The sequence below is a fragment of the Herbaspirillum sp. GW103 genome (genome assembly GCF_000261365.1).
Classification (GTDB): Bacteria; Pseudomonadota; Gammaproteobacteria; order Burkholderiales; family Burkholderiaceae_D; genus Herbaspirillum.
Window position 1 is genome coordinate 633,136 of record NZ_AJVC01000004.1, and the last position, 25,241, is coordinate 658,376.

At 62.7% G+C, this 25,241-nt stretch carries 21 protein-coding genes; 10 read left to right on the forward strand and 11 right to left on the reverse strand.

Annotation, left to right across the window (positions count from 1 at the left end; genetic code table 11):
* The first annotated feature begins 283 nt into the window (after nucleotides 1-283).
* From GWL_RS14970 to GWL_RS14995, 6 genes are all read left to right on the forward strand, one after another.
* A complete protein-coding gene (locus GWL_RS14970; protein WP_008331642.1) occupies nucleotides 284-1,915 on the forward strand; it encodes a PAS domain-containing methyl-accepting chemotaxis protein in 1,632 nt (543 codons plus the stop codon).
* Between the two features lie 55 nt (nucleotides 1,916-1,970).
* Complete coding sequence (locus tag GWL_RS14975) at nucleotides 1,971-3,335, forward strand: ATP-binding protein (RefSeq protein WP_008331644.1); 1,365 nt, start codon at nucleotides 1,971-1,973, stop codon at nucleotides 3,333-3,335.
* Nucleotides 3,332-4,678 (forward strand): HD domain-containing phosphohydrolase, encoded by a 1,347-nt coding sequence (locus GWL_RS14980; protein WP_008331647.1) that lies wholly within the window; start codon nucleotides 3,332-3,334, stop codon nucleotides 4,676-4,678. Before GWL_RS14975 ends, GWL_RS14980 begins: the two co-directional genes overlap by 4 nt.
* Nucleotides 4,679-4,836: 158 nt before the next feature.
* Nucleotides 4,837-9,363 (forward strand): CHASE domain-containing protein, encoded by a 4,527-nt coding sequence (locus tag GWL_RS14985; RefSeq protein ID WP_008331649.1) that lies wholly within the window; start codon nucleotides 4,837-4,839, stop codon nucleotides 9,361-9,363.
* On the forward strand, nucleotides 9,360-10,334 hold the full coding sequence (locus GWL_RS14990) for a diguanylate cyclase (RefSeq protein WP_008331651.1): 975 nt from the start codon (nucleotides 9,360-9,362) through the stop codon (nucleotides 10,332-10,334). The genes GWL_RS14985 and GWL_RS14990 overlap by 4 nt, the downstream gene beginning before the upstream one ends.
* A 276-nt stretch (nucleotides 10,335-10,610) precedes the next feature.
* The gene (locus tag GWL_RS14995; protein WP_008331653.1) at nucleotides 10,611-11,246 is read left to right on the forward strand and encodes a response regulator transcription factor; all 636 of its coding nucleotides are present in this window, start codon (nucleotides 10,611-10,613) and stop codon (nucleotides 11,244-11,246) included.
* A gap of 60 nt (nucleotides 11,247-11,306) precedes the next feature.
* Here the strand turns inward: GWL_RS14995 and GWL_RS15000 are convergent, their stop codons facing one another.
* From GWL_RS15000 to GWL_RS15015, 4 genes are read right to left on the reverse strand one after another with little or no spacing between them, the layout of a single operon-like run.
* Entirely contained in the window at nucleotides 11,307-12,029 is a 723-nt protein-coding gene (locus tag GWL_RS15000; RefSeq protein WP_008331654.1) for a GGDEF domain-containing protein, read from the reverse strand.
* The gene (locus GWL_RS15005) at nucleotides 12,029-12,418 is read right to left on the reverse strand and encodes a DUF1987 domain-containing protein (RefSeq protein ID WP_008331657.1); all 390 of its coding nucleotides are present in this window, start codon (nucleotides 12,416-12,418) and stop codon (nucleotides 12,029-12,031) included. Before GWL_RS15005 ends, GWL_RS15000 begins: the two co-directional genes overlap by 1 nt.
* Before the next feature lie 28 nt (nucleotides 12,419-12,446).
* Complete coding sequence (locus GWL_RS15010) at nucleotides 12,447-13,010, reverse strand: SiaB family protein kinase (protein WP_008331662.1); 564 nt, start codon at nucleotides 13,008-13,010, stop codon at nucleotides 12,447-12,449.
* Nucleotides 13,007-14,290 carry a PP2C family protein-serine/threonine phosphatase gene (locus tag GWL_RS15015; protein WP_034350927.1) on the reverse strand — a complete coding sequence of 428 codons (1,284 nt, stop codon included), beginning with the start codon at nucleotides 14,288-14,290 and terminating at the stop codon, nucleotides 13,007-13,009. Before GWL_RS15015 ends, GWL_RS15010 begins: the two co-directional genes overlap by 4 nt.
* 375 nt (nucleotides 14,291-14,665) lie before the next feature.
* Here GWL_RS15015 and GWL_RS15020 point away from each other — a divergent pair, with 375 nt between their 5' ends.
* The 3 genes from GWL_RS15020 (at nucleotide 14,666) to GWL_RS15030 (ending at nucleotide 16,413) form a co-directional block, all read left to right on the forward strand.
* Entirely contained in the window at nucleotides 14,666-15,526 is an 861-nt protein-coding gene (locus tag GWL_RS15020; protein WP_034351224.1) for an SDR family oxidoreductase, read from the forward strand.
* 47 nt (nucleotides 15,527-15,573) lie between these two features.
* Nucleotides 15,574-15,960 carry a hypothetical protein gene (locus GWL_RS15025; protein WP_008331671.1) on the forward strand — a complete coding sequence of 129 codons (387 nt, stop codon included), beginning with the start codon at nucleotides 15,574-15,576 and terminating at the stop codon, nucleotides 15,958-15,960.
* A gap of 93 nt (nucleotides 15,961-16,053) precedes the next feature.
* On the forward strand, nucleotides 16,054-16,413 hold the full coding sequence (locus tag GWL_RS15030; protein ID WP_008331678.1) for a PleD family two-component system response regulator: 360 nt from the start codon (nucleotides 16,054-16,056) through the stop codon (nucleotides 16,411-16,413).
* Between the two features lie 248 nt (nucleotides 16,414-16,661).
* On the opposite strand, the gene GWL_RS15035 is transcribed toward GWL_RS15030, so the two are convergent.
* The 5 genes from GWL_RS15035 to GWL_RS15055 all read right to left on the reverse strand — a co-directional run bounded on the left by GWL_RS15035 (nucleotide 16,662) and on the right by GWL_RS15055 (nucleotide 21,803).
* Nucleotides 16,662-17,981: an MFS transporter gene (locus GWL_RS15035; RefSeq protein WP_034350929.1), complete on the reverse strand. Its 1,320-nt coding sequence runs from the start codon at nucleotides 17,979-17,981 to the stop codon at nucleotides 16,662-16,664.
* A 427-nt stretch (nucleotides 17,982-18,408) separates the two neighbouring features.
* Entirely contained in the window at nucleotides 18,409-19,119 is a 711-nt protein-coding gene (locus GWL_RS15040) for a response regulator transcription factor (RefSeq protein WP_034350931.1), read from the reverse strand.
* A 166-nt stretch (nucleotides 19,120-19,285) separates the two neighbouring features.
* Nucleotides 19,286-19,696, reverse strand: coding sequence for a response regulator (locus tag GWL_RS15045; protein ID WP_008331685.1), 411 nt, complete (start codon nucleotides 19,694-19,696; stop codon nucleotides 19,286-19,288).
* Nucleotides 19,697-19,929: 233 nt separating this feature from the next.
* Complete coding sequence (locus GWL_RS15050) at nucleotides 19,930-20,325, reverse strand: response regulator (protein WP_008331686.1); 396 nt, start codon at nucleotides 20,323-20,325, stop codon at nucleotides 19,930-19,932.
* Between the two features lie 2 nt (nucleotides 20,326-20,327).
* Nucleotides 20,328-21,803: an ATPase domain-containing protein gene (locus GWL_RS15055; RefSeq protein WP_008331687.1), complete on the reverse strand. Its 1,476-nt coding sequence runs from the start codon at nucleotides 21,801-21,803 to the stop codon at nucleotides 20,328-20,330.
* Between the two features lie 195 nt (nucleotides 21,804-21,998).
* Here GWL_RS15055 and GWL_RS15060 point away from each other — a divergent pair, with 195 nt between their 5' ends.
* Entirely contained in the window at nucleotides 21,999-22,439 is a 441-nt protein-coding gene (locus GWL_RS15060; protein WP_008331688.1) for a hypothetical protein, read from the forward strand.
* Here GWL_RS15060 and GWL_RS15065 read toward each other — a convergent pair.
* Both GWL_RS15065 and GWL_RS15070 read right to left on the reverse strand, forming a co-directional pair.
* The gene (locus GWL_RS15065) at nucleotides 22,424-23,821 is read right to left on the reverse strand and encodes an MFS transporter (protein ID WP_008331689.1); all 1,398 of its coding nucleotides are present in this window, start codon (nucleotides 23,819-23,821) and stop codon (nucleotides 22,424-22,426) included. The two genes, GWL_RS15060 and GWL_RS15065, sit on opposite strands and share 16 nt — an antisense overlap.
* 85 nt (nucleotides 23,822-23,906) lie before the next feature.
* Complete coding sequence (locus tag GWL_RS15070) at nucleotides 23,907-25,016, reverse strand: porin (RefSeq protein WP_008331691.1); 1,110 nt, start codon at nucleotides 25,014-25,016, stop codon at nucleotides 23,907-23,909.
* Between the last annotated feature and the right edge of the window lie 225 nt (nucleotides 25,017-25,241).

Below are 25,241 nucleotides of genomic sequence, written 5' to 3' on the forward strand. Positions count from 1 at the left end.
CGAACAAACAATTAAATCAATTTAATCATTTTATAAAATGGTGAAGCGTTTTTGCAACGGCTGGGAGCGGTCCATTCGCAGCGTCGCCAAAATTGAATTTAATTCATATAAATCAATGACTTATAAAAAACATTCAGCATCCCCGCAAGACTTTTCGCAATGACAACTTAGTTGGAGGCTCGCAACAAATTCATTATATATTCCCGTAGAGAATCGATTTTTTAGTGATTTCAATGAATTTATGCTTTAATGATTCCATCAATCAATTTTTCAGGGACCGATCATGCGCCTCAACCTACCCGTCACTCAACAAGAGCGCGAGATCGACGCCCACGCCTCCATCGTCTCCAAGACCGATATCAAGGGCCGCATCACCTATGTCAACCCGACCTTCATCGACATCAGCGGCTTTACGGAAGAAGAGCTGATTGGCGCCCCGCAGAACATCGTGCGCCATCCGGACATGCCGGAGCTGGCCTTTGCCGACCTGTGGAGCACCCTCAAGGCGGGCCTGCCCTGGACCGGGCTGGTCAAGAACCGCTGCAAGAACGGTGACTTCTACTGGGTCAAGGCCAATGTCACGCCGATCTGGGAACGCGGCGTGTGCACCGGCTACATGTCGGTGCGCACCAAGCCCAGCCGCACCGAGATCGCCGCCGCCGACCAGGCCTACCAGGAGCTGAAGAAGGAAAGCACCCGCATCGCGGTCCATCGCGGCGAAGTCGTACCCACCGGTCTGCGCGGCAAGCTGCGCCAGGTGTCGCAGGTTTCACTGAAGGCCCGGCTGGACCTCGGCCTGGCCACGGCCGCCGCGGGTGTAGGCGCGCTGGCTTTCCTGAACGGCCAGTGCAGCAGCCACGCCAGCAGCCTCCCGACACTGGTGACCACCGGCATTGCCCTGACCAGCCTGGCCTTGCTGCGCATGACGCTGGCCAAACGTATCTTCACTCCCTTGCGTCGGGCGGTGGTGCAAGCGCGCCGGGTGGCTGGCGGCGATCTGTCGGCCACCGATCTCCAGGCGCGCCGCGATGAAATGGGCGCGCTGCTGCAAGCCATGGAACAGATGCGCGTCAACCTGGTGGCCTCGGTCGGTGACGTGCGCCGCAGCGGCCTGCACATTGCCCAGGCCACCGGGGAGATCGCACGCGGCAACATGGACTTGTCGGCCCGTACTGAATCCCAGGCCAGCAGCCTGGAAGAAACCGCCGCCAGCATGGAAGAGCTGGCCTCCACCGTGACCCAGAACAGCGAGAACGCGCGCCAGGCCAACCACCTGGTGGAGCAAGCGCTGGCCACCACGCGCAGTGGCGAAGCTTCCATCAACCACATCAATGACACCATGGATGCGATCCACAAGAGCGCCGAGCAGATCAAGCAGATCACCGGACTGATCGACGGCATCGCCTTCCAGACCAACATCCTGGCCTTGAACGCCGCCGTGGAAGCCGCCCGCGCCGGTGAGCAGGGACGCGGTTTCGCAGTGGTGGCCGGCGAGGTACGCAACCTTGCACAACGTTCGACCCAGGCCACCAAGGAGATCAAGCTGCTCATCGAGGCATCTTCGCAGCGGGTCGGCTCGGGCGTGAAACTGGCCGGCGAGATCCGCGACACCATGGGCGGCATCATGCGCTCGGTCACGCAAGCGGCCACCGCCGTGGCCGAGATCACCGCAGCCTCGGGGGAACAGCAGACCGGCATCCACCAGGTCAACGAAGCCGTAGTGCTGATGGATGAAGTGACCCAGCGCAATGCGGCGCTGGTGGAAGAGGCCGCCGCCGCAGCCGGCAGCCTGGAAGAATCGACCCGGCAAATGATCCAGGCCATCAGCGTATTCAACCTGGAAGGCATACCGGCCCAGTCTATCCCGATGCGCTCACCAGAGGCCAAGCGCGTGGCGCTGCTGCGCGCGGCCTGACCAGCGGGGCGCGGCTCCCGCCCTTGACCGGGGAGCCATCGCTGAGGAGGCGAACATGGGACACAGCGAAGCATTGATGGCCGAAGAGTGCGCCAGCCCGCGTACCCATACCGATGACGCGCCCGACACCCGCGCCCTGGTCAAGGCCAATGCACGGTATCGCCACATCATCGGCAACACCCCGGCCATCATCTACAGCAGCGTACCCTCGGGCGACTTCCAGCTCACCTTCGTCAGCGAAAACGCCACCCGCCTGCTGGGCTACGATCCGGAGGAAATGCTGGACGATCCCAACTTCTGGTTCAACCACATCCACCCCGATGACACCGCCGCGATCTTCTCCAGCCTGGCCATGCTCTTCGTGGAAGACCAGAAGATCTATGAATACCGTTTCCGCGCCAGCGATGGCAGCTACCTGTGGATGCACGATACGCTGCGTCTGATCCGGGATGCCGAAGGCACTCCCCTGGAAGTGATCGGACTGATGACCGACATCACCGGCCGCAAGCAGCTCGAAGACACCCTGCAACGCCAGGCCGAAGAACAGCGTGCCCTGATCGAGCAGCTCAGGATGGCCCAGGCCCAGCTGATGCAGTCGGAGAAGCTGGCCTCCATCGGCCAGCTTGCGGCCGGTGTGGCGCACGAGATCAACAACCCGATCGGCTTCGTCAACGCCAATCTCAATACCCTGGGCAACTACGTAGCCACGCTGCTGGAGGGCATCAAACTCTACCAGTGCGTCGCCGGCGGCACGCTGCCCACCAGCGTGGCGCAATCCGAACTGCAGGCCTACGAGGCACGCGCCGACCTGCAATTCCTCAGCGAAGACGTCACCGAACTGCTGGCCGAATCCAACGAGGGCCTGCAGCGGGTCAAGAACATCGTGCAGTCACTCAAGGATTTCTCGCGCACCGGCGAAAGCAACTGGCAGATGGCCGACCTGCATCACGGGCTGGACAGCACCCTCAACATCGCCAACAACGAACTGAAGTACAAGGTCACCATCATCAAGCAATACGGCGAACTGCCCATGGTCAAGTGCCTGGCCTCGGAACTGAACCAGGTCTTCATGAACCTGCTGGTCAATGCAGCTCAGGCCATCACCGAACGTGGCAGCGTGACCATCCGCACCGAACGCCGGGGCGAGCGCGCCGTCGTCAGCATCAGCGATACCGGCCACGGCATCGCGCCCGAACACATCAACCGCATCTTCGAACCTTTCTTCACCACCAAGCCGGTCGGCAGCGGGACCGGGCTTGGATTGTCGCTGTCCTACGGCATCATCAAGAAGCACGGCGGCGATATTCATGTCAGCAGTGAACCGGGCCAAGGCACCACCTTCCGGATCGAATTGCCCATCGATCCCGCCAGCGCCCAGCCGGCCAGCAAGGCCACGGGCGAACCAGGAGAAGCATCATGACCGCCATCCACAGCCAGGAACTCCAGACCCTGCAACAAGCCGATCCGTTCGCCCTGCCACCACCCTGTGTACTGCTGGTGGACGATGAACAGAGCATCCTGTCGGCCCTCAAACGCAGCTTCCGGCCTCTGGGCTATCGCCTGTTGACGGCCACCAGTGCCGAGGCCGGGCTGGACATCCTGGCCAGCGCCGAAGTTGATCTGGTGATCTCCGACATGCGCATGCCGGGCATGAATGGTGCCCAGTTCCTGGCCCAGGTCAAGCAACAGTGGCCGGCCACCATGCGCATCCTGCTGACCGGTTATTCCGAGATCGGCAGCACCATTTCGGCCATCAATGATGGCGGCATCCACCACTACCTCTCCAAGCCCTGGGAAGACCGCGAACTGCTCATGACGGTCGCCCATGCGCTGGAAGAACAGCAACTGCGCAAGCAGAAAATGGCACTGGAACGCAAGGTGCGCGAACAGAATCTGCAACTGGCCGATTTCACCCGCCAGCTGGAACGCCAGGTCCAGGCCCGCACCGAGGAACTGCGCCAGACCGTGCTGTTCCTGGAGAGTGCCCAGGAGGAAGAACAGAAAGCCTTCCTCAGCATGCTGCACGTCTTCTCCGACATCAGCGAACTGCGCGCCGGACTGGCCAATGGTCAGTCGGCGCGCATCGCCCGCTGGTGCGAACAGCTGGCCATGCGCATGGGCATGACCAGCCTGCATGCCAGGCACACCATGATGGCCGGCATGCTGCACGGCATCGGCAAGCTGGACCTCTCCGATGAGCTGGTAAGAAAGCCCATCGAAAAGATGAGCAGCGACGAGTTGCAGCGTTTCCTCTGGCATCCGGTCAAGGGCCAGATGCTGCTCACCCCCATCCCGACCCTGGCCGAGAGCGGCGAGATCATCCGCCATCAGCACGAACGCTACGATGGCCGTGGCGTACCGGAAAGCCTCTCGGGCGACGCCATCCCGCTGGGCTCGCGCATCCTGGCGGTGGTGCGCGACTTCGAGGGTCTGTGCAATGGCGGCATCACCAGCCACAACGTCAGCCCGGAGAAGGCCCTGACCATGCTGCGCGCCCACGCCGGCCATCGCTACGACCCGCTGGTGGTCGAGACCTTCATCGCCATGATGGAAGAACAACGCCTGGCCCTGGAACAGCAGACCCGCCTGCTGGCGCCGCAAGACCTGCGCGTGGGCATGAAGCTGGCCGAGGACCTGCGCACCCGCTCCGGCGTCCTGCTGCTCAACAAGGAGCACGTACTGGACGAAGCCATCCTGGCGCGTCTGCGGCGCTTCGAGCAGATCGACGAGATGCCGCTGAAGGCGCGCATCCTGTTGCACTGAGACGAATCCGTGTTGGGGTCAGCCCGTCCTGCGCCGGCTGACCCGGGAATTTCCTGATTGCCAGCCCGACCCGGGACTGATGCAATCGGCAGGACAGGGCGCTGGGCGCCCGTTCGCGTTGGGGGACGCGAGGCTGGCCCACCATAACAATATTGATCATGACCAGAATCACGAGAAATACCTGCCTGTTCCTGCTCGTCGCCTTCAGCCTGTTGCTGGCGGGCGTGGCCGGCCTGTCGCAACTCAACCAGAAGGAAGTACAGGCCAGCCTGGCACTGGACAGCCGCTGGATCCGCGACGACATCGAATCCCTGTTGCGCCGCTACGAACACGGCCTGCGCGGTACCCGTGGCGCCATCCTGGCCATCGGCGCGGATGAACTGAGCCGCGAGAAACTGTTGCGCTACATGGACAGCCGCGATCTGGCCCAGGAGTTCCCCTGGGCGGGCGGCTTCGGCTTCATCCGTCATGTGCCGCTGGCCGCGCTGCCGGCTTATGAGAAGAAGGTACGCCAGGAGCAGATGCTGTTTTCCAGCATCACCGAGCTCACTCACAATCCCGGTGAACGCTACGTCATCGAATACATCGAGCCCATCGTTCCCAATCGGCAAGCCCTGGGTCTGGACATCGCCTCCTCGCCCGAACGCCGCTCGGCCGCCGACCACGCCATGCTGACCGGCCGCGCCGAACTGACCACGCCGATCAGCCTGGTACAGAAGCAAGGCACTGCCGCCAATGCCTATCTTTTCCTGCTGCCCATCTATGCCGGCTCGGTCACTCCGCCGACCATGGAGCAGCGTCGGGAAAAAATCATCGGCTGGGCCTACGCACCGCTGTCGGTACACGACATCCTGTCCGAACTGAGCCGGCGCTGGAACGTCCATTCGCTGCAGATCCTGGTGGAGGACGTGGCCAGCGACGCACCTGCGGTCGAACTGTTCCGCAGCGGCGGATTCGACCAGATCGATGGCGCCGTCACCCTCGATACCGCCCTGCCGCTCTATGGCCGCGCCTGGAAACTGGTGATCCGCGCCGCCCCTGAATACACCCAGGCGCACCAGTTCATCAGCGACCGCGCCATGTTGCTCTCCTGCTGCACGCTGACCATGCTGATCCTGGCCATCGCGCTGGCCTACCAGGTCTTTTCCACCCGCGAAGGCAAATTGCAGGAAGCGCGCGCACTGCTGGCCGCCGTGGTGGACAGTTCGCCCGACGCCATCGTCACTACCGATGCCCATGGACTGATCACCTCCTGGAACCGGGGTGCCACCGATACCCTGGGCCTTTCGGAGGATCGGGCACTGGGCACGGCCCTGTCCGCGCAGGCAACGCTGCGCGAACTGGACCAGCGCAGCAACACCCGGCAGCCGGGGACAGGTTTCAGTCCCGCCCCCGGTCAGCAGGAGGAGCCTCACGTGGTCAGCTTGCACGGGGAGGCGTTACGCTATGCCTCGGCGCTGATGTTCCCGCTGCGCGACCGTGCCGGGCAACAGATCGGCAAGGCCTTCATGCTGCGCGACATCACGCGCGAGAAACGCATCGAACGCCAGCTGCACCGCATCAACGAAGAACTGGAACTGACTGTGCAGCAGCGTACCCATGCGCTGCACCAGGCCAAGACCATGCTGCAGACCGTGCTCAACGTGATGCCCTCGCTGGTCGGCTACTGGGACAAGCATCTCATCAACCGCTTCGCCAACGCCTCCTACGAGCGGGTGTTCGGACGGGCACATGGTGAAATCACCGGCATGTACATGCTGGACCTGGTAGGAACGGAGCTCTACGAAAGTGCCCTGCCCTACATCGATGCCGTACTGGCCGGCGAAAAGCAGATCTTCGAGCGCACCTTCACCCATGCCGTCAACGGCTACAAGCACGTCCTGACCACCTACATCCCCGACATCACCGAAGCCGGAGAAGTAATCGGCTTCTACGTCGTGGCCCATGATGTCACCGAGATCACCCACAACCGCAACCAGCTCAGCGATGCACTGGCCCAGAACCAGTCCCTGCTGGACCAGGTGCAGCAGGCCAATGCCCTGCTCAACAACGTGCTCAGCTCGGCCACCGGTGTGGCCATCATCGCCACCGCACCGGATGGCGTGATCACTCTCTTCAATCGCGGCGCTGAACGTATGCTGGGCTATCCGGCCGAAGAAGTGATCGGGCAGATGAAGGAAGAAGCCTTCTCGGGCCGTCTCAACAGTCCGGCCATCGGCGCCCGGGCAACGGCGCAAGAGAAGGCCGTGAGCGACTTGCGCTATCGTCGCAAGGATGGCGTGACTCTGCCCGTCACGCGTCAGCAGACTTCCATGCTGGACCACCGCCAGCGCCATATCGGCGATCTCTACATCGCCATGGACATGAGCCTGCAACGCCAGCAGGAAGCCGAACTGGCGGCCGCGCGCGACCAGTTGATGCTGGCTGCGGAAGTGGCCAAACTGGGCGTGTGGGTGTGGGACCGCCACAGTGATACGCTGGAATTCAACCGCCAGATCGCCGAGATCTACGGTATCGGCGATGGTCGCAGCGGCCACGTCACCACCTATGACGGCTGGCGCCGTCGCGTGCATCCCGACGATGTCGGCTATGTGGAAGCAGCCCTGCAGGCGGCGCTGGCCGGTACCGGAGAATTCGAACCGGTGTTTCGGGTGCAGCGCGAGGACGGCAGCATCCGCTTCGTGCAGGCTCGGGCGCACGTGGACCGCAACGGCATGGGCGCGCCGGTACGGGTGATCGGCATCAACCTGGACATCACCCAGCGCATCGAGTTCGAAAACAACCTGGTCGAGGCGCGTCTGAAGGCCGAGCAGGCCAGTTCGGCCAAGAGCCTGTTCCTGGCCAGCGTCAGTCATGAAATCCGCACCCCCATGAACGGCGTGCTGGGCATGATCCAGCTGCTGCAACGGACACAGCCGCAACCGGCCCAGCGCGACTACCTGAACAAGGCCGAAATCTCGGCACGGTCGCTGCTCAATCTGCTCAATGACCTGCTGGATTTTTCCAAGATGGATGCCCGCCAGGTCCTGCTGGAACTGCAGGCCTTCTCGCTGGAAAAACTGCATCACGATCTCGCCGCGATCCTGGCGGGCAGCCCGCCCCAGGAAGGCGTGAGTCTGCACATCGCACTGGACGGCGAGCTGCCGCAACGCGTGGTGGGCGATGTCTACCGCCTGCAGCAGGTGCTGGTCAACCTGATCAGCAATGCGCTCAAGTTCACCCATCTGGGACGAGTCGACGTACAGCTGACGCGCCTGCCGGGCAGCAACGCGCAGCAGCTGATGTTGCGGGTAGAAGTGTGCGACACCGGCATCGGCATCGCCCCGGAACGCCTGCAGGACATCTTCGATGCCTTCACCCAGGCCGAGGCCTCCACCACCCGCCGCTATGGGGGCACCGGCCTGGGTCTGGCCATCAGCCGCCATCTGGTGCAGCTCATGGGCGGACAGTTGCAGGTGAGCAGCGAACCGGGACGCGGCAGCCGCTTCTGGTTCGACCTGCCGATGCAGATCGAAGATGCCACGCCGCTATCGCAGGCGCGCGCAGACCAGGCCAGCCCGCATGCCGATTCCCCAGCCGTGCGCGAGGGCGCACGCGAACTGGAAGGCGTGCACATCCTGCTGGTGGAAGACAATGCCGTCAACCGTCAGGTCGCCAGCGGTCTGCTGTCGCTATGCGGCGCGCACATCACCAGCGCCGACAACGGCAGCACCGGCGTAGCCCTGGCCAGCGATCCCGAGCGCCATTTCGACCTGATTCTGATGGATCTGCAGATGCCCGGTATCGACGGCATCGAAGCCACCCGGCGCATCCGTCGCCAGCAGGACCTGCGCCATATCCCCATTCTGGCCATGACCGCCAATGCCTCGCCGGAAGATCGCCGCCGCTGCATCGATGCCGGCATGGCCGGCCACATTGCCAAACCCATCGACGTCAGTACACTGGTCCCTACCCTGCTGTCGCACCTGCAGCACGATCGCCCCGCCGCCCCGCAAGAACGCGCACCGACCGAGACCAGCGCCGTCTCCCTGCCCGCCGACCGCCAGCAGGTCGAGCAGCACGCCGACGTGATGCGGCGCTTCCGTCAGGCCAGCGACGTCTACCGTACCACGCTGGATGCTGCCGGAGCGGAGCTGGAGCGGCTGTTCACGCAATATGAGGCGGCGCTGACGCAGGTCTCGGCAGTAGACATCGGCCAGAGCAGTCATGCCCTCAAGGGTCTGTGCGCCACCATCGGCGCCAGCGGCCTGGCCGCGTATTTCGCCGACATCGAGAACGCATGTCGCGCTGCACGGGAAGAGTCGCCCGATGCCCTTTTCACTGCCCGTGCAGCGGGCTGGCATGAACAACAGGGCGCAGTGCGGCGCGATGCCGGCGTAGTCCTGCAGCAACTGGCCGTACAGGCACTGCAAGGGGTGCGCGATCCATCGCCGGCGGGGCTGTCGCTGGCCGATGCAGAAGAGCTGCCGGCCTCGACAAAGGCGACCGATTTTCCTGACAGGCAGCAGCTGCACGCCTTGTTGGCGTCGAGCAACCTTGAAGCGCTGGATCTGGCCGAAGCCATCGGCAAGCGCCATGGGCTGATGCGACAACCCTACTACCAGCAGTTGTGGGAACTGATCGAGAAACTCGATTTCCCGGCGGCCCTGGCCCATCTCGATCATCACTTCGGAGAATCCACTTGAAACGCATCCTGGAAGAACTCTCATCCCTGCGCGGCAGCCGCCCGCGCGTACTGCTGTGCGACGACCAGCCCATCAACATCCGCCTGGCCAATGCCCTGCTCAAAGGCGATTACGAGATCTTCATGGCTACCAGCGGTGTGCAGGCCATCGAGCTGAGCGAGAAGGTCGTACCGGACCTGATCCTGATGGACGTGAACATGCCAGGACTGAACGGCTATGAGACCTGCGAACGGCTCAAGCAGAACACCGTCACGCTGGGCATCCCCGTGATCTTCCTGACCGGCCTGAAAAGCGAGGAAGATGAGGTCAAGGGCTTCGATGCCGGCGGCGTGGACTTCATCAGCAAGCCCATCAACGGCACCGTGCTCAAGGCACGCGTACTGACGCACCTGACGCTGAAGCTGCAATCGGATTTCTATCGCAACATTGCCGTCACCGATTCGCTCACGGGCCTGTTCAACCGTCGCAAGTTCGACAGCGAGCTGGCCGAGAAATGGGAGCTGTGCAAGCGCTCCGGCCAAGCCATGTCACTCTTGATGATCGACATCGATTACTTCAAGAAATACAACGACCACTACGGCCACCAGGCCGGCGACCAATGCCTGGCCGAAGTGGCGCACGCCATCCGCAGCAACTTCCACCGCAGCTACGATTGCGTGGCACGCTATGGCGGCGAGGAGTTCGCCTGCATCCTGCCCATGGCCGGTCTCGATCAGGCCATGAAGCTGGCACGCGACGTCTGCGACGCCGTGGCCCGGCTGCATCTGCCCCATGCCAGGTCGGAGGTCGGTCAATACGTCAGCTTGAGCATCGGGGTGGCCTCGGTGGATGCGCCAGGCCACAGCAGCAGCCCCGCCTCGCTGATCGCCCTGGCCGACCAGAACCTGTATCAGGCCAAGGCACACGGACGAGCACAGGTATACGGGCAGACAGTGAGCCGGACCGACACGGCACCCGTCCCCGCAAGTTGAAGCCAGCCACGGCAGGAACACCTCCCCACACGTCTGCGAACAGGCCGCTGCACGCTGCACCGCAGCTGCATCTCGAAAAATAACTAGGAAATATTCGAATAAATTTGAACTCACTGGCCTGAATTTCAGCCAGCGTCGACTATTTTCGACATCCCGGTAAAACTGCGTTTTTCTTCCCGCATGTCCTTGTCCCCAGGAAAGCAGTCTGCCTGACGAGGGAGCGGTGAAGCCCATTAGACCCGTTCGATGCGTCCGTATCGGTCAAGGAAGAAAAACATGACAACTGCACATCTCGCTCACATCGTCGGTGGTGAAGACTCTCTGGGTGGCCCGCTGGTCCGCCTGCTGGAGGCCGCCGGATTCCACGTCGCCCACCATTCCTCGGCGGCCCAGTTCCTGCAGCACACGACCGGCAGCGCCCCTGGCGGGCTGGTGCTGGAAGTCCACATGCAGAATCTCGACGCGCGGCGCCTGCGTTCTCTGCTGGATGAACGTGAACTGGGCCGGCCCCTGATCGTCATCACCGGCCATACCGCCGCCAATGCACCGGAGGAGATGTACAGCGGGCACCACGATGCCGGCCCGCGCCCCCTCCCCGGCGCGGCCAGTGAACAGGGCGCACAGCCCATGGTGCGGCAGCAGCTGGTGGAAGCTTTCCGGGGTGCGCTCATGCCCTTCGATGAATCCGGTCCGCAGATGCAGCAGCGGCAGGAACACTATGCGCGCCTGAAGACCCTCACGCGACGCGAACGCGAGGTGCTGGAACGTCTGGTCAAGGGAAGGCTGAACAAGCAGATCGCCGCCGAACTGGGCACCTCGGAACGCACCGTCAAGGCCCATCGCCAGCAGGTCATGCGCAAGATGAATGCCGACTCGCTGGCTGCGCTGGTGGCGGCCATGACGCGCTACTGAGGGCGCCTGCGGGCGGTCGCTCGCCTCATCGAGCCCCTGCACGATGAGGGGCGCGGGACTTCAGCCGGTCACCCTATCCTCGGACTCCACCCGATTGCGCCCACCGCGCTTGGCCTGATACAAGGCCTGGTCGGCACGGGCATAGGCTTCTTCGAAATCGCTGCCGGCGGTGGCCCAGGCCACTCCGAAGCTGGAGGTGACCGGCCGCGCCGACAGGCACTGGAAACGTTCACCGGCAATCGCCTGGCGGATCCTGCCGGCCAGGGTCACTGCCTGTTCCAGCGCCACCCCGGCCAGCAGGATGGTGAATTCCTCGCCACCCACGCGGCCGATGACACCGTTTCCTGCCAGCGTGGTGCGCAGACGACCAACCAGTTCGCGGATCACGGCATCGCCGGTCGGATGGCCGAATTCATCATTGATGCGTTTGAAGAAATCGATGTCCAGCACGATCAGCGACATCGACGATTGTTCCAGGATCTGGTGTGCGCGCTCGAAGACAGCGCCACGATTGAGGGCGCCGGTCAGATTGTCGTGCCGCGCCTTGTAGTCCAGTTCATCGCTCAACTGCTGCAGTCGCGCATTGAGCAGGTTCAGCTCGCGCTCGGTGCGGTCGCTGCGCGAGATCAGGCGACGGCTCTGGCGCATCAGCTGGCCATAGTGCTGCACCAGTTCCTCCAGCGCCGCGCGATGGCTGGCCGGGGCGCTGGCGGGATCGGCCAGTACTGCCGTAGCACGGTGCAGGGCCTCGGCTTCGGCCGCAAAAAGATCGTCGCGGTCCATCAGCTCTGCACCGCATGATCGTGGAAGACCAGCGCGGCGAAATCTTCCTGCAACTCCTGGCCGAATTCGAAGATGGTGTCGTCTTCCTCGTCGTGGTACCAGTTCAGAACGACTTCGGTTCCGCTCTCGGCCTTCTCGTTCAAGGCGTCGAAGAGCGAGAACAACATCTTGGTGCTGGAGCTGTTGAAGTAGGCCAGCGCCACGTTGACGGTGATGGTGCCGCCGTGTTCATCGTCGGCCAGGAAGCGGCGCAGCGTGGTGATGATCTCGCCCCAGAACTGGGCGGCATTCTCGGGGTAGGATTCGCCCTTCAGCGAAAGCGTGCGCTGGTCGAAGCGGAAATCCACCTCGGGGGAGCTGGCGCTGGCGGCGATGAATAAGTTGTCCATGGTGTCGTGTGTCAGAGGCGGCGGGCCCTCAGATGGTGGCCCGGAGATAGAAGGTCTGCGCGCCATCGGCGGCCGGCTGGGAGAACTCGAAGTCCAGCGGTGCACTGGCATCGCGCGCCACCGTCAGGAAACCCAGACCGGCACCCTTGCTGTCGGGCGGTGTCTCGGTGCGCAGCATTTCCTTGTAGGCAGCCTTGATTTCGTCATTGGTCAGCGAACGCAGGTGTTCCAGTTTCGCCCGCAGCTTGTCGGCCATCTCGGCATCGACGGGATTGGCGCAATGCAGGAAGTAGCGACCATCGGTCTGGGTGATGTAGACCGCGCCATGGCGCATGGGCGGCTCTGTGACTTTTCCTTCCTTCTCGTGCAGATCTGCCGAGTAGTGGACGATGTTCTGCGCCATCTCGATGAAGGAAGAGAACAGTTTGCGCCGCGTCTGCGCCAGCGCCCCGGTATGCTCGGCGCGCAGCTTCACGGCCTCGGCCATGGCGGCGATGATGGTCTGGGAAAAATAGCCGACGTAGTAGAAGACGATGTCGCGCCGGGCGACATAGCTGTGGAACTCCGCCCACTCCTGTTGGATACCGTTCATGCGTGTGTTCCGTGTTGAGAGTCTTGAAGAGAATCCTGAAGCGCCGCCGCCAGGCGCACACCGAAGAAGCAGATGTCATCGCGTCGCCGCTGCGTCCCCTGGTAATGACCGTGAATGTCCATGACCACGCGCCCCAGCGCCGGCATCGGCAGGTGGCCGTGTTCGAGCAGGGTGCGGCGCAGGCGCTGCTTGCCGAAGGCGATGTTCCTGGGACCGCCGATCTGGTCGATCACCCCATCGGTACAGACGAAGATCATGGTCCCCGGTGCCAGCTGCTGGCTGTGGTTATCCCACTGCATGTCGTCGGGGGTGTCGACATAGCCGAGACCGACACGCTTGCCTTCGATGGTCAGCACTTCGGTGCCATCGGCCACCAGCAGGAACAGCGGCATCTTGGCACTGCTGCTGATGAGGGTGCGGGTGGCACTGTCGAACCAGAAGAAACAGGCGTCCATGCCATCGTCCGATTCGGAGGGCTTGTCGGACTGGCCGTGCTGCCCGAGCACACGCTTCATGCTGCGGTTGACCTCGCGCAGGAGGCGCGCCGGGTCGTGCGGGCCATGCAGTTCCAGTGCCTGCTTCAGCGAGGATGAGGCGATCAGGGTCAGGAAGGCACCCGGCACCCCATGACCGGTGCAGTCGGCGACGGCGGCAAACCAGCCGCCGGGATGCGCTTCGAAATGATAGAAGTCGCCGCCGACCACGTCACGCGGCTCCCACACCAGGCAGGCATCGGCCAGCGCCTCGGTCATGGCGGCGCGCGAGGCGCTCAACATGGCGCGCTGGATCACGCTGGCGTAATCGATGCTCTGCATGACCTGGCGGTTCTTTTCTTCCTGCATGCTCACCAGTTCACGCATCAGGGCCAGGCCCGCGCCCAGGCCGGCCAGCTGGCCCTGCTCGACGATCAGGAAGCCATCAGCCAGGGTCTTGTCGCCCGAGGCCACGGCCAGCGCGCCCAGCGTTTCGATGGGGGTAGCGGCCTCGACGATGAGCGGGTTCTTGTCCATGAAGGCGATGCAGCTCTTGCGCTCGTACAGCTCGCGGTGATACGGCTTGGACATCTGGGACATGAAGATGTGACGGCTGATGAGACCGATGGGCCGCTGCCGTTCCACCACAGGAAGACTGACCAGCTCCTTGTGCTGGCCGAAGATCTCCAGGACGGCAGCGTTGTTCTCATCGAACTGGACGACCGGCACCTGTACCGCCAGCGCTCCCGCTGTCGGTTGGAACAACTTGCTCCCTGTCGCCGGAGTCAGACTGAAATGACTTTCCACCGTGCTCGCCCGCGTCGTGATTTTTGGATAGACCGCGGATCATATTTCATTCCTGTGACAACAATGTGACGCTGTCAGGCGACAATTAACCAACTGTGCGACACGATGCGTCTTGCCAGACCACCAAGAACCCATACGTCGCATCCCTCCCCGACTGCTTGCCCATCCGAATTCCCGCTCCAGACAAGCCTGCATGGTGCCGGCTGAATTGTCTCTGCTTCACAGGCACGGCAGTGGCGGTGGATGGGCACGGATCTCATCTTCAGCCTCTCCGTCATCACCGTCAGTGAGGGACTGCGCCCCGATCACGGCGCGGGACTACAGACCTCCGCGCCCCGGATTCCTACCATGGGACATCACGACATGGAGGACAGCATGAACCAAGCCAGCACCGGAACCCTTCCGGCCCAACACCAATCCCATCAACCCGGCAGTGAGCAAGAGATGCAGCCACGTCCGCACAGCGCACCAACCGGAGAACCCGGACGGCGCCTGGCTGGCAAGGTGGCGCTCATTACCGGTGGCGACAGCGGTATCGGGCGCGCAGTAGCCTTGGCTTATGCCCGCGAAGGCGCGCGCCTGGCCATCGTCTACCTGGAGGAGGAGGAAGACGCCCGCCAGACCCAGAAAGAGGTGCAGGCGCTCGATATCCCCTGCCTGCTGCTGCCGGGCGACGTAAGCTCGCCCGAGTTCTGCCGCAACACCGTAGGTGCGGTGATGGATGCCTACGGCCGCCTGGATGTGCTGGTCAACAATGCGGCCCAGCAGTACCCGGCCACGAGCATCGAGCAGATCTCGCAGCAACAGCTGGAGCACACTTTCCGCACCAACATCTTCTCGATGTTTTACCTGGTCAGGGAAGCCATGCCCTTTCTCACGCGCGGTGCACGCATCATCAACACCGCCTCGGTGACTGCGTATCGTGGCAGCAAGCACCTGGTCGACTATGCCGCCACCAAGGGTGCCATCGTGGCCTTCACCCGCTCGCTGTCGCAGCAGTTGGCCCCGGCCGGTATTCACGTCAATGCCGTCGCGCCGGGCCCGATCTGGACCCCGCTGATCCCGGCCAGTTTCAGTGAAGAAGAGGTCGCCAGCTTCGGCAAGAACGTACCCTTGGGCCGTCCCGGCCAGCCAGACGAAGTGGCACCGGCCTATGTCTTTCTCGCCACCGAAGGCGCCTCCTACATGACCGGGCAGGTGCTGCACCCTAACGGCGGGGAAATCGTCAACACCTGAGCATGTCTGCAGACATCGCTCCCCTCAATCCATACAAGGAGTCCATCATGAGCACCCAAACCGTTTCCGAGACCCGTAATGTCCATCAGTCCAGCCAGCAGACAAGTTCATCGTCCTCGATGACGACCTGCCTGCAGGCCTGCCAGCACTGCCACGAAGTCTGTCGCAAGGCCGCCTTCGGCATCAGCCCGGCGGCGGCGCAGGAGCTGGCCGCCGACGACGTACGCCTGTTGCTGGAATGCGCCGAACTGTGCCAGCTCTCGGCCAACTGGCAACTGGCGGGATCGCAATATTGCCGACAGATCTGCGGCATCTGTGCCGAGGTCTGCCGCCATTGCCAGGCCCGCTGCAATGCCAATGACGACATGCAGGAATGCGCGACCGTCTGCCAGCGTTGCGCGGAAAGCTGCGAAGCCATGAGCAGCATGAGCTGAGCCGGCGCTCAGGAAAACCCCGATGGCGGCCATGTTGCCCGCAGTGCATGATGAGCTTGTCCCATGACTTCATGACTGATGGAGCGCCCACTCATGCACAAGACCGCCCTGATCGCCACCAGCCAGCCCGAAGTCAGCCGCGTGCTGACCGAATGGCTGGCCATCAACGACATCGACATCCAGATCGCCAGCAGCGGCAACGATGCCATCGAACACATCGCGCTGGACCGCCCCGACGTGGTACTGGCGCAGCTGGCCATGGAAGGCATGAGCGGTCTGCGTCTGGCACATTACCTGAAGGCACAGAAGCAGCTGGCCGACGTACCGGTCATCTTGCTGTGCCGCGATGAACGCGAGATGGATCTGGTCAAGGGACAATGGCCGGCCTTCCTCTGTGCCGGCGCGCTGCATCCCGCCCTGATTTCCGAACTGAAGCGGGAACTGGTCAACTAGGGCCTGTTCACATTCAATCTGCGAGTGCGAGAGGTCGCCAAGCGTTGACTGCCTAGGCGCGGCGACGCGCCGTGGTGGTGCCACGGCAAGGAGCTGCAACAATGGCAGGCGACGCTTGGCGGCCTCTCCCGGAGGGTTGCCCCCAGAAGGCGCGCTGGCCGCGTTGCACGTCCACGGCATCATCAAGAAAACAAAGGCCCGGCAGCTTGCGCTACCGGGCCTGGTCATTTTTACGTTCGCGCCTGCGATCAGGCCCGGTAGCCCTTGCTGCTCATCGGTACGAAGGCCAGCAGCACCCCGAGGATGGACAGGCCGATCACATACAGCGCCGGACCTCGCGGGTCAGCCTTGATCCACAGCGAGATCAGCACCGGCGTGAGCCCGCCGAAGACGGCATAAGCCATGTTGTAGGCGAAGGACAGTCCGGTAAAGCGCACCGCCGGCGGGAAGGCACGGGTGGAAACAATGGGGGTGAGCGAAATGCTGCCCACGAACAGGCCCACCAGCGCATAGCCCGCGATGAGCGACGCGGGCGAACCCGGCAACTGGCCATAGAACCACCAGGTCGACAGTCCCAGGCCACCCCAGCCGATGATCATGCTGACGCGCGTGCCGATGCGGTCACACAGCCAGCCGATGGCCAGGCAACCCAAGGTCAGCATCAGCGTGCCGGCGCAGTTGGCCTGCATCACCAGCTTGGCCGGCAGGTGATGCACGGTCTGCAGATAGGACGGCGTCATCAGGATCACCACCACCACCGCGCCCGACAGGCACCAGGTCATGCCGGCCGTCAGCAAGCTGGCGGCGCGGTGTTCGCGCAGCACGGTCTTCAAGGGCAGTTCATTGGACTGCTGGCGACGTGCAGCCAGCTCGCGGAACACCGGGGTCTCTTCCAGATAGCGACGCAGATACACCGACACCAAGCCGAACACGCCCCCGAGAATGAAGGGAATGCGCCAGGCATACGCCGCCACTTCAGCCGGGCCATAGACGCTGTTGATGAAGATGCCCATGAGCGACCCCAGCAAGATGCCACCGGTGATGCCGGCAGTGAGCGATCCGACACCGAAGCTGTAACGGTTGGCCGGCACGTGCTCGGCCACGAAGACCCAGGCACCCGGCATTTCACCGCCGATGGCGGCACCCTGCAGGGTACGCATCAACAGCAGCAGGATGGGCGCGGCCACACCGATGCTGGCATAGGTCGGCAAGAGACCGATCACCAGCGTGGGCACCGCCATCAGGAAGATCGAGAGCGTGAACATGCGCTTGCGGCCGATCACGTCGCCATAGTGGGCAATGATGATGCCGCCCACCGGGCGCGCCAGATAACCGGCGGCGAAGATGCCGAAGGTCTGCAGCATGCGCAGCCATTCCGGCATGTCGGCCGGGAAGAACAGCTTGCCGACCACCGCCGCGAAGAACACGTAGATGACGAAGTCGTAGAACTCCAGCGTGCCCCCCAGGGCGGACAGGCCCAGGGTGCGGTAGTCGGAGGAAGTGAGCGGACGATGCCGGGACTCGTTCAGAGCCCCGGTCAATTCAGCAGATCGGGCAGAAGTGGTCATGATGGTTCACTAGCAGCAAAGCGGCAATCCGGAGCGCCGCCAGCATCGCCACAGGATCAGCGAACCCATGGCAATGCCGCAGCCAGCCGGATGGCCTGCTTCAACTTGTTCGGTCGGGTAAGCGCAGAGGGCATGCCGGGACAGTGCTGGGCATGTCTGCGAAGGACAGATTCAGCGGAAAACGTAAAGCGAAGAAATACGATTTGGCGTCGAAACTTGCCCAATGATACCCCAAAAGCGGCGAAGCTTCCGCAATGCAGCATTTCTTGCCGTCGTTGGCGGACCTGGCAGCATCCCTGCCGGTTTCAGGTCGATGTGAAGTTTAGTGACGAGAACAAGTCAGAAAGCCCGCCCGACAGCCTCTGCTGCCAGGCGGGCTTCAGTAACAGGTGAAGCCAATGACAAAATGGCGCGAGCCTCTTGCGGTTCAGGACTCCAGGACAATATCGACGGTCGAGCAACGGCGCAGCATCAGGAAGCCTTCGCCGTAGATATTGCGGATCTGCATGGGTGCCTCCTGCAACGAGCGCAATTTCTGACGCACGCGGTAGATCAGCGCATCGATGCGATGGGCATCATATTCCTCGCCCCCGGAACGCAGCAGGTCGAACAATTGCGCGTGCGAGACCGGATAGTTGGGACTTTGCAGCAGCGCAGCCAGGGCGATGCTTTCCTTGTCGGTGAATTGCAGCGCCACCGCGCCATTGCTGGAGAGGCGTCCGGAGCGACGGTTGAAGGCCCACTTTTCGGACTGCGGCGAACTCTGGTGCGGCGCGGTCTTCATGCGCCGCGCCAGGGCCGTGAGCGTGGCCGAGACTTCCTCCAGCTTGACCGGCTTGACCAAGTAGTAATCGGCGCCGTCGCTCATGCAGCGCACCCGCTCCTGGCTGCGCGTGGCGGCGGTGAGGATGATGATGCCCATGGACGGGAAATTCTGCCGCAGCGAGGCCAGTTCCGGCAGGAGACTGCCATCCGGCAAGCCGATGTCGGAAATGAGGATGTCGGGCTGACGGCTCCTGAGCGTGTCCCTGGCCTGCCCCAGTGCCGAGCAGACCGAGACCTCGTATCCCAATTCCCCCATATGTGCGCTCAACGTGTTACGCCAGTCGAGATCGCTTTCTACGATAAGTACTTTCATCACTCTTTTGTTCCGGACGAAACCTGTTTTTATGACTGCCGGAGCATCCCCATGCGCCCCTCCCGGACGGGAACCGGGACCTTCTGCGAGCGCGGAAATGCTTTCCATAATCACAACGTTATACAGAAAATATCTGCAAATAAAATCATAAAAACTCGCAGATCCCTTACACCTGAAAACTCCGCCTGGCCTGGCTTTGCGCCCGTTGGCGCAGGAGGTCCGTGACCGTCCCGAGCAGGTGGTCTACCGAGCATGGTTTGAGTAAAAAAGCGGCAATGGTGGGCAGTCGCGCACTGGCCGCCGGCAGGTGGGCACTGATCAGCACCACCGGAATCCGGGAAAAACGTTCATGCGAGCTGGTGTAGCGCGCCAGCTCCATGCCATCCATACGCGGCATGCGCAGGTCGGTCAGAATCAGATCCGGCACATGCTCAGGCATGAGCGCGATGGCCTCCACGCCATCGGCTGCCGCCACCACCTGCAGCCCACCCTGCTGCAATATTCCGCACAACATCTCGCGCGACTCCGCGTGATCTTCCACGACCAATACGGTCGGTGCCTTGCTGATCGTTGCCACCTTGTCCTCCCGCCCTCTATCCCGCACGTCATGTCACGGTTACTTGTCGTGATTTATGGTGATGGTTGGCGATGAAACGCGATATCAGGAAATTCCTGAAACTCGGACAACATGGCGTCACCGCAATCCGGGGACAGGCGCTGCGTGCCCGGCACGAGCGTTAGGGAAAGACGCGCAAGACCGCCCCTGGCCAAGCTCTGCCATGGGCGCCAGGGCAATCGGGGGTGGGGGGATCAGGCGTGCGTGCCGAGCAGGCGCTCGATTTCGGCCAGCAGTTGCTCGAAGAAGACCGGCTTGCGCAGGAACAGATTGTGACTGGATTGCGACAGATCGTGACGTTCGGGTGCTCCGCTGCACAGGATGATGGGCAGGCCGGCACCTTGTGGCAAGGCACGCAGGGCGCTACAGAGCTCCAGTCCGTTCATCACCGGCATCATGCAGTCGGAGATGACCAGATCGGGCCAGGCCTGCTGCACCTTGACCAGCGCATCGGCGCCGTGCACGGCCGTCATCACGCGATAGCCGTGCAGCTCCAGCAGCATGGCATAGGTGTCGGTGATGTCGATCTCATCGTCGACGATCAGGAGCAGCGGTTGGACCGCCGGCTGGGGAGGTGACACACCGGACATGGTCAACGTCCATCCGCAACCGGCGCGGCAACAGGGGTGACCAGGCCATCGATCTCGATGCCGGCGTCGGAGATGTTCATCAGGCGGCTGGCGCCGTCGTAGCCGTTTTCGCGCAGCTTCATCACGGAAATCTGGCGGCGGTTGACGTTATCCTTGACCACGTATTCCAGCAGCATCATGTTTTCGTACAGTTGCGAGGAACTGGGATCGACCTGGGGCCGCGATTCGCGGAAGTACGGCAACTGCTCGGTGATGAAAGTGGTCACGCCGCGCGCACGCAGTTCATTGGTCAAGGCCACCAGGAAGGGGCGCATGCGCTGCTGCTGCACCACGATGCTGCGCAGGCCATCCACGCCATCAATCAACAGGCGTGTCACGCCACGCTGGGCGATGTTGTCCAGCATGCGCTTGGCCAGATCGTCGCACAGCATTTCCAGCGGCAGCTGCCACATCATCTGCAGAGCCCCGCTGTCGATATGTTCATCCAGCTGCATCCCGGCCTTGCGGGCTTTGGCCAGCAGGCGCTCGGGCGATTCGTAGAAACCCAGGATCAGGCATTGCTGTTCATCCTTCAAACCCTGCTCGATGAAATGCAGGCCCATGAGGGTCTTGCCCACGCCGGGGCTGCCCAGCAGACAGGTGAGCGAACCGCTGACCACGCCCCCGCCGATGCACTTGTCCCACGACGCAATGCCCACGCTGACATAGCGGTCCGAGGTGCCCGGCACCCTGCCCGCGCGGGTGGCGGTGGCTTCGAAGCGGGGGAAGATCTCGACCCCGCTCTGGTTGATCTCGAAGACGTGCTTGCCCAGCAGGTGATTGGCGCCGCGCAGCTTGAAGACCTTGATCTCGCGCACCAGCTGCATGCCGGACTCGTACTGGCTCAGTTCGATCACACCATCAACCAGAGTGTTTTCCGACTCGGGCATGTTGCCTTCCACCGGCGAGAGCAGCAGCGTAGTGCAATTCATGGTGAACACCAGGGCATTCAGGGAGTGCATGAATTCCGACAGGTTCAGATCCGACGGTCCCGACTCCCGCACCGAACGGAAGCCGTCGATGATCAGCATGGAGGGACGATGGCGGTTCAGTTCGGCGCTGATCAGGCGCAGCAGGCCGCGCAAACCCTCACTGGCCAGCGCGCCGTAGCCGCTCAACATCTGCATCTGGTCGCCGACCAGGCTTTCGTCGAAAAAATCGAAATTGCTCACATGATTGAGCATCTTGGCGTGCGATTCGGCAATGAGCGTCAACAACATCACCTTCTTGCCACCGCGTGCCTGCGCAAAACCGACCTGCGAGGCCAGCGTGGTCTTGCCGCTACCGGCCAGCCCCTGGATCAGGTAGAGACTGCCCGCCGGCAGGCCACCGCCCAGGATCTCGTCAAACCCGGCAATACCGGTGCTGAGCAGCGCAATGCGGCTGGCCCGTGAGGTCGGGACGGCAGCGGGGTGATGGGACGATGGGTGATGGCTCATGGGGAGGATGGCTCGGCGTTTTTATTGTGCAAAGATTTAATGAGTTTCGTCATTATACGATTGCCTATTACTTGCTTATGGTTGTCATACAGGCCGAAAGTTGCATTGGTCAGGAAAAGAAAAGATCCTGACATCCCTCAAGCCAGGCCAGCGGCGTACCGATACGGGAGCATCTTCCTTCCTTTCGAGGGCCGCATGAAAGTGACGCCTGCAGCAATCCCCCAGATCGTGCCGGGCCAGGCCAGGCTGGCCCGGCACGCCTTCCCGCCCGATCCGGACCGTCCATCCCCGGTGCCGGCAGCGCAGCAGACCCAGGATTCTGTCGTGGTCAGCCTGTCGGACCAGGGGCGGCGGCAATGGGCGGAGGAGATGCAGCAGGCACTGGCCAGCCCGCTTGAGGGGGCGGTATCGCAGGCGCAGTTGCGCAAGAGGATGGAAAAACTGCTCAAGCGTACGGCCCTGCTGGAAATGGATGTCTTCAGCGAGCTGCGTGAAAAGGTGAAGGCGCAACTGCAGCAGAAAACCCCCTTGCCGCCGGCGCAGCGGCAGGCCAAGGAAAAAGCGCCGTTCCCCTCGCAGGCAACGGCGCTTTGTTTCACTTCCCCTGCGGCAGGAACGCCTCAGGACTTGGCGTAACGCCCTTCCAGATCGGCCTGGGCCCGCAGCCGTTCATATTCGTTGAGCGGCATGGGCTGGGCATCGGGCTCGCCCAGTTTTTCCAGCGGGATGCGATAGGTTTCGCGGGCCGACAGCGCCGCCAGGGCCGACACCACGGTGATGCCGAAGGCAATGCTGCCCACGGTGAGCCAGATGTTGTGCGAGCCGGGGGGCGCCACGGCGGTAAAGAGCGCCGGCAGCATGGCGGTGATGGCGGTCCCGACGTTCTGCGCAATGGCCATGGCCGAGACCCGCGAACGGGCCGGGAACAGTTCCGGATAGAAACTCGGGAAGACCGCGTTGTAACCCTGATAGACCACGCCCCACATCAGAATCGACATCACGAAGGCCAGCTCGACATTGCGGATGCTGATCGCATACAGGTAGGCGAAGGCGAACAGCCCGGCCAGCAGCGAGCCGATGATGATGGGTGGACGACGGCCGATGCGGTCCGACAGCTTGCCCACGTAGGGAATGACCAGCACGGCGACGATATTGCCCACCACCGGAATCCACAGGTAGACATCCTTGGCGAAGCCGATGCCATAGGCCGGCTGCACCGCATAGGCGGCACCGAAAATGGTGGCCACCACCGGGATCACGTTCATGAGCGCCATGCAGACCACGCGCAGCATGTCGGGCGAACTGTCGCGGAAGGCTTCCACCACCGGCGAGCGACGCTGCAGTTCCTTCTTGTCAGCGGCCTTGAAGAGCGGGGTTTCCTCGACCGTGCGGCGGATGATCCAGCCAGCGATGATGACCAGGAAACTCAACAGGAAGGGAATGCGCCAGCCCCACACGTTGAACTGCTCAGCTGGCATGTAGTGCGCCAGCGGCAGGAAGACGGCGGCAGCCAGGATCTGTCCGGCCTGCACCCCTTGCAGGGTGAAACTGGAAAAATAGCCGCGCCGTCCGAAGGGCGAGTGCTCCAGGATCATGGAACTGGCGCCGGAGATTTCACCGGCCACCGCGAAGCCTTGCGCCAGGCGCATGATGACCAGCAATGCTGGTGCCCACAGGCCGACCTGGTCATAGGTCGGCAACAGCCCCACCCCGATGGTGGAAAAACCCATCAGAAACATGCACCACAGCAACACCTTCTTGCGGCCATGAGTGTCGCCCAGGTGGCCCAGCACGAAAGCGCCGATGGGACGCGCCACATAGCCCACGCCATAGGTGGCCAGGGAGGCGATGATGGCCGTAGTCGGATCGCCCTTGGGGAAGAACAGCTGCGGGAAAATCAGTGAAGCGGCGGTGGCATAGATGAAGAAGTCATAGTATTCGAGCGCCGAGCCGATCCAGCCGCTGGCGGCGGCCTTCTTGCTCTGCTGCGACTGATCGCGGGAATGAGAGGATTGCATGGTGTCTCCGTGATGATGCTGGGCAAGCCGTCCGTTTTGTCGGGAAGATGCGGACCGGTTTGCCGGTATAAGGAAATGGCGTCGTTCAGAAGCGATGCAGGATGCCCATCTGCAAGCCGATCAGGCTCTTGCCATTGATGTCGGCCCCGGCCAGGTTGCTGCCCGGTCCGGCCGAGCCGCTGAAGCGCCAGCCGGCGTTAGCCTGGTTCTTCATGTAGTTGGCGAATCCATAGAGCGTGGTCCGCTTGGAGAGGTCATAGTAGGCGCCCACGTTGCCGCCCTGTGCACCACCGTCCTTGTGAGAGGTGTCGACCATCACGCCATACAGCGCGCCGATGCGCAGCTGCGGGGTCAGGCGATAGTCCGCCGAGACCTGATAGACGTTGTAGAAGCGCTGGATATTCGGATCGTTACCGGCAAAGAAGTTGTTGGGATTGCTGACATTGTTGAGGATGGTCGCGGCATTGTTGCCGTTGGCGTTGGCGGTGGTGTTGTTGCTCCGTACGTAGGCCAGGTAGATCTTGCCGGGGCCGTAGTCGTAGTCGGCATACACGTTATGGTATTGCACCGTATTGCTGTAGAGGCCGCCGGCATTGGGCTTGGCCACCACACCGGCATAACCGGCGCGATACGGGCCGTTAGTGTAATCCAGACCGAACTGGTAGACACCTCGGCGGCCCGGTCCCTCGCCGGCCGTCTCCGGCATGGCGTAGTGGATGTCGAACTGGAAGCCGGCCCAGCGCGGCGACTTCCACGACAAGTCATTGTCGAAACGCGAGGGCACGCCGAAGGTATTGATGATGGAACCGTAGGTGGTGCGCTCGGTATAGTCGATGGCGCCACCGATGAAGAAGGGCACGCTGTTCTGGCGGCCGATGCGGAACTCGCCTGCGGCGGGCGTCCTGATGCCGACCCAGGACTGGCGGTCGAACAGGCGCGTGCTGTCGGCCAGGCCACCGGTGTCACCGGCAAAACCGTTTTCCAGCGTGAAGGTGGCCGCATAGCCGCCACCCAGGTCTTCCACGCCTTTGACGCCGATACGGCTGCGCAGGATGGCGCCATCGTTGAGCGCCCACAGGCTCTTGCCGCTGCTGCTGTGCATGTAGCCCAGGTACTGATCGACGGTGCCGTACAAGGTGACGTTGCTGCTGCTCTGGGCCAGTGCCGCAGTGGATGCGGCCAGTAGCAGGCCCATGGCGACGGGGGTCCGCAAGTTGCGCGATGCGCATTCGGATCGTGGTTTCATGTCTCTGATCTCTGTTGTTTGTGGTTGTTGTGGTGGTTGTGGTGGTAGAACGGGCCGCACTCCCGGCGTACGCAACAGGTCCCCTGCCGACGCACAGCGCGGCATGTCCGGTTCGGGAGAATGGGCAGGGGCCCGCGCACTCCCTGGCGTGTTCAGGGAGGGGGCCGGTGGTTC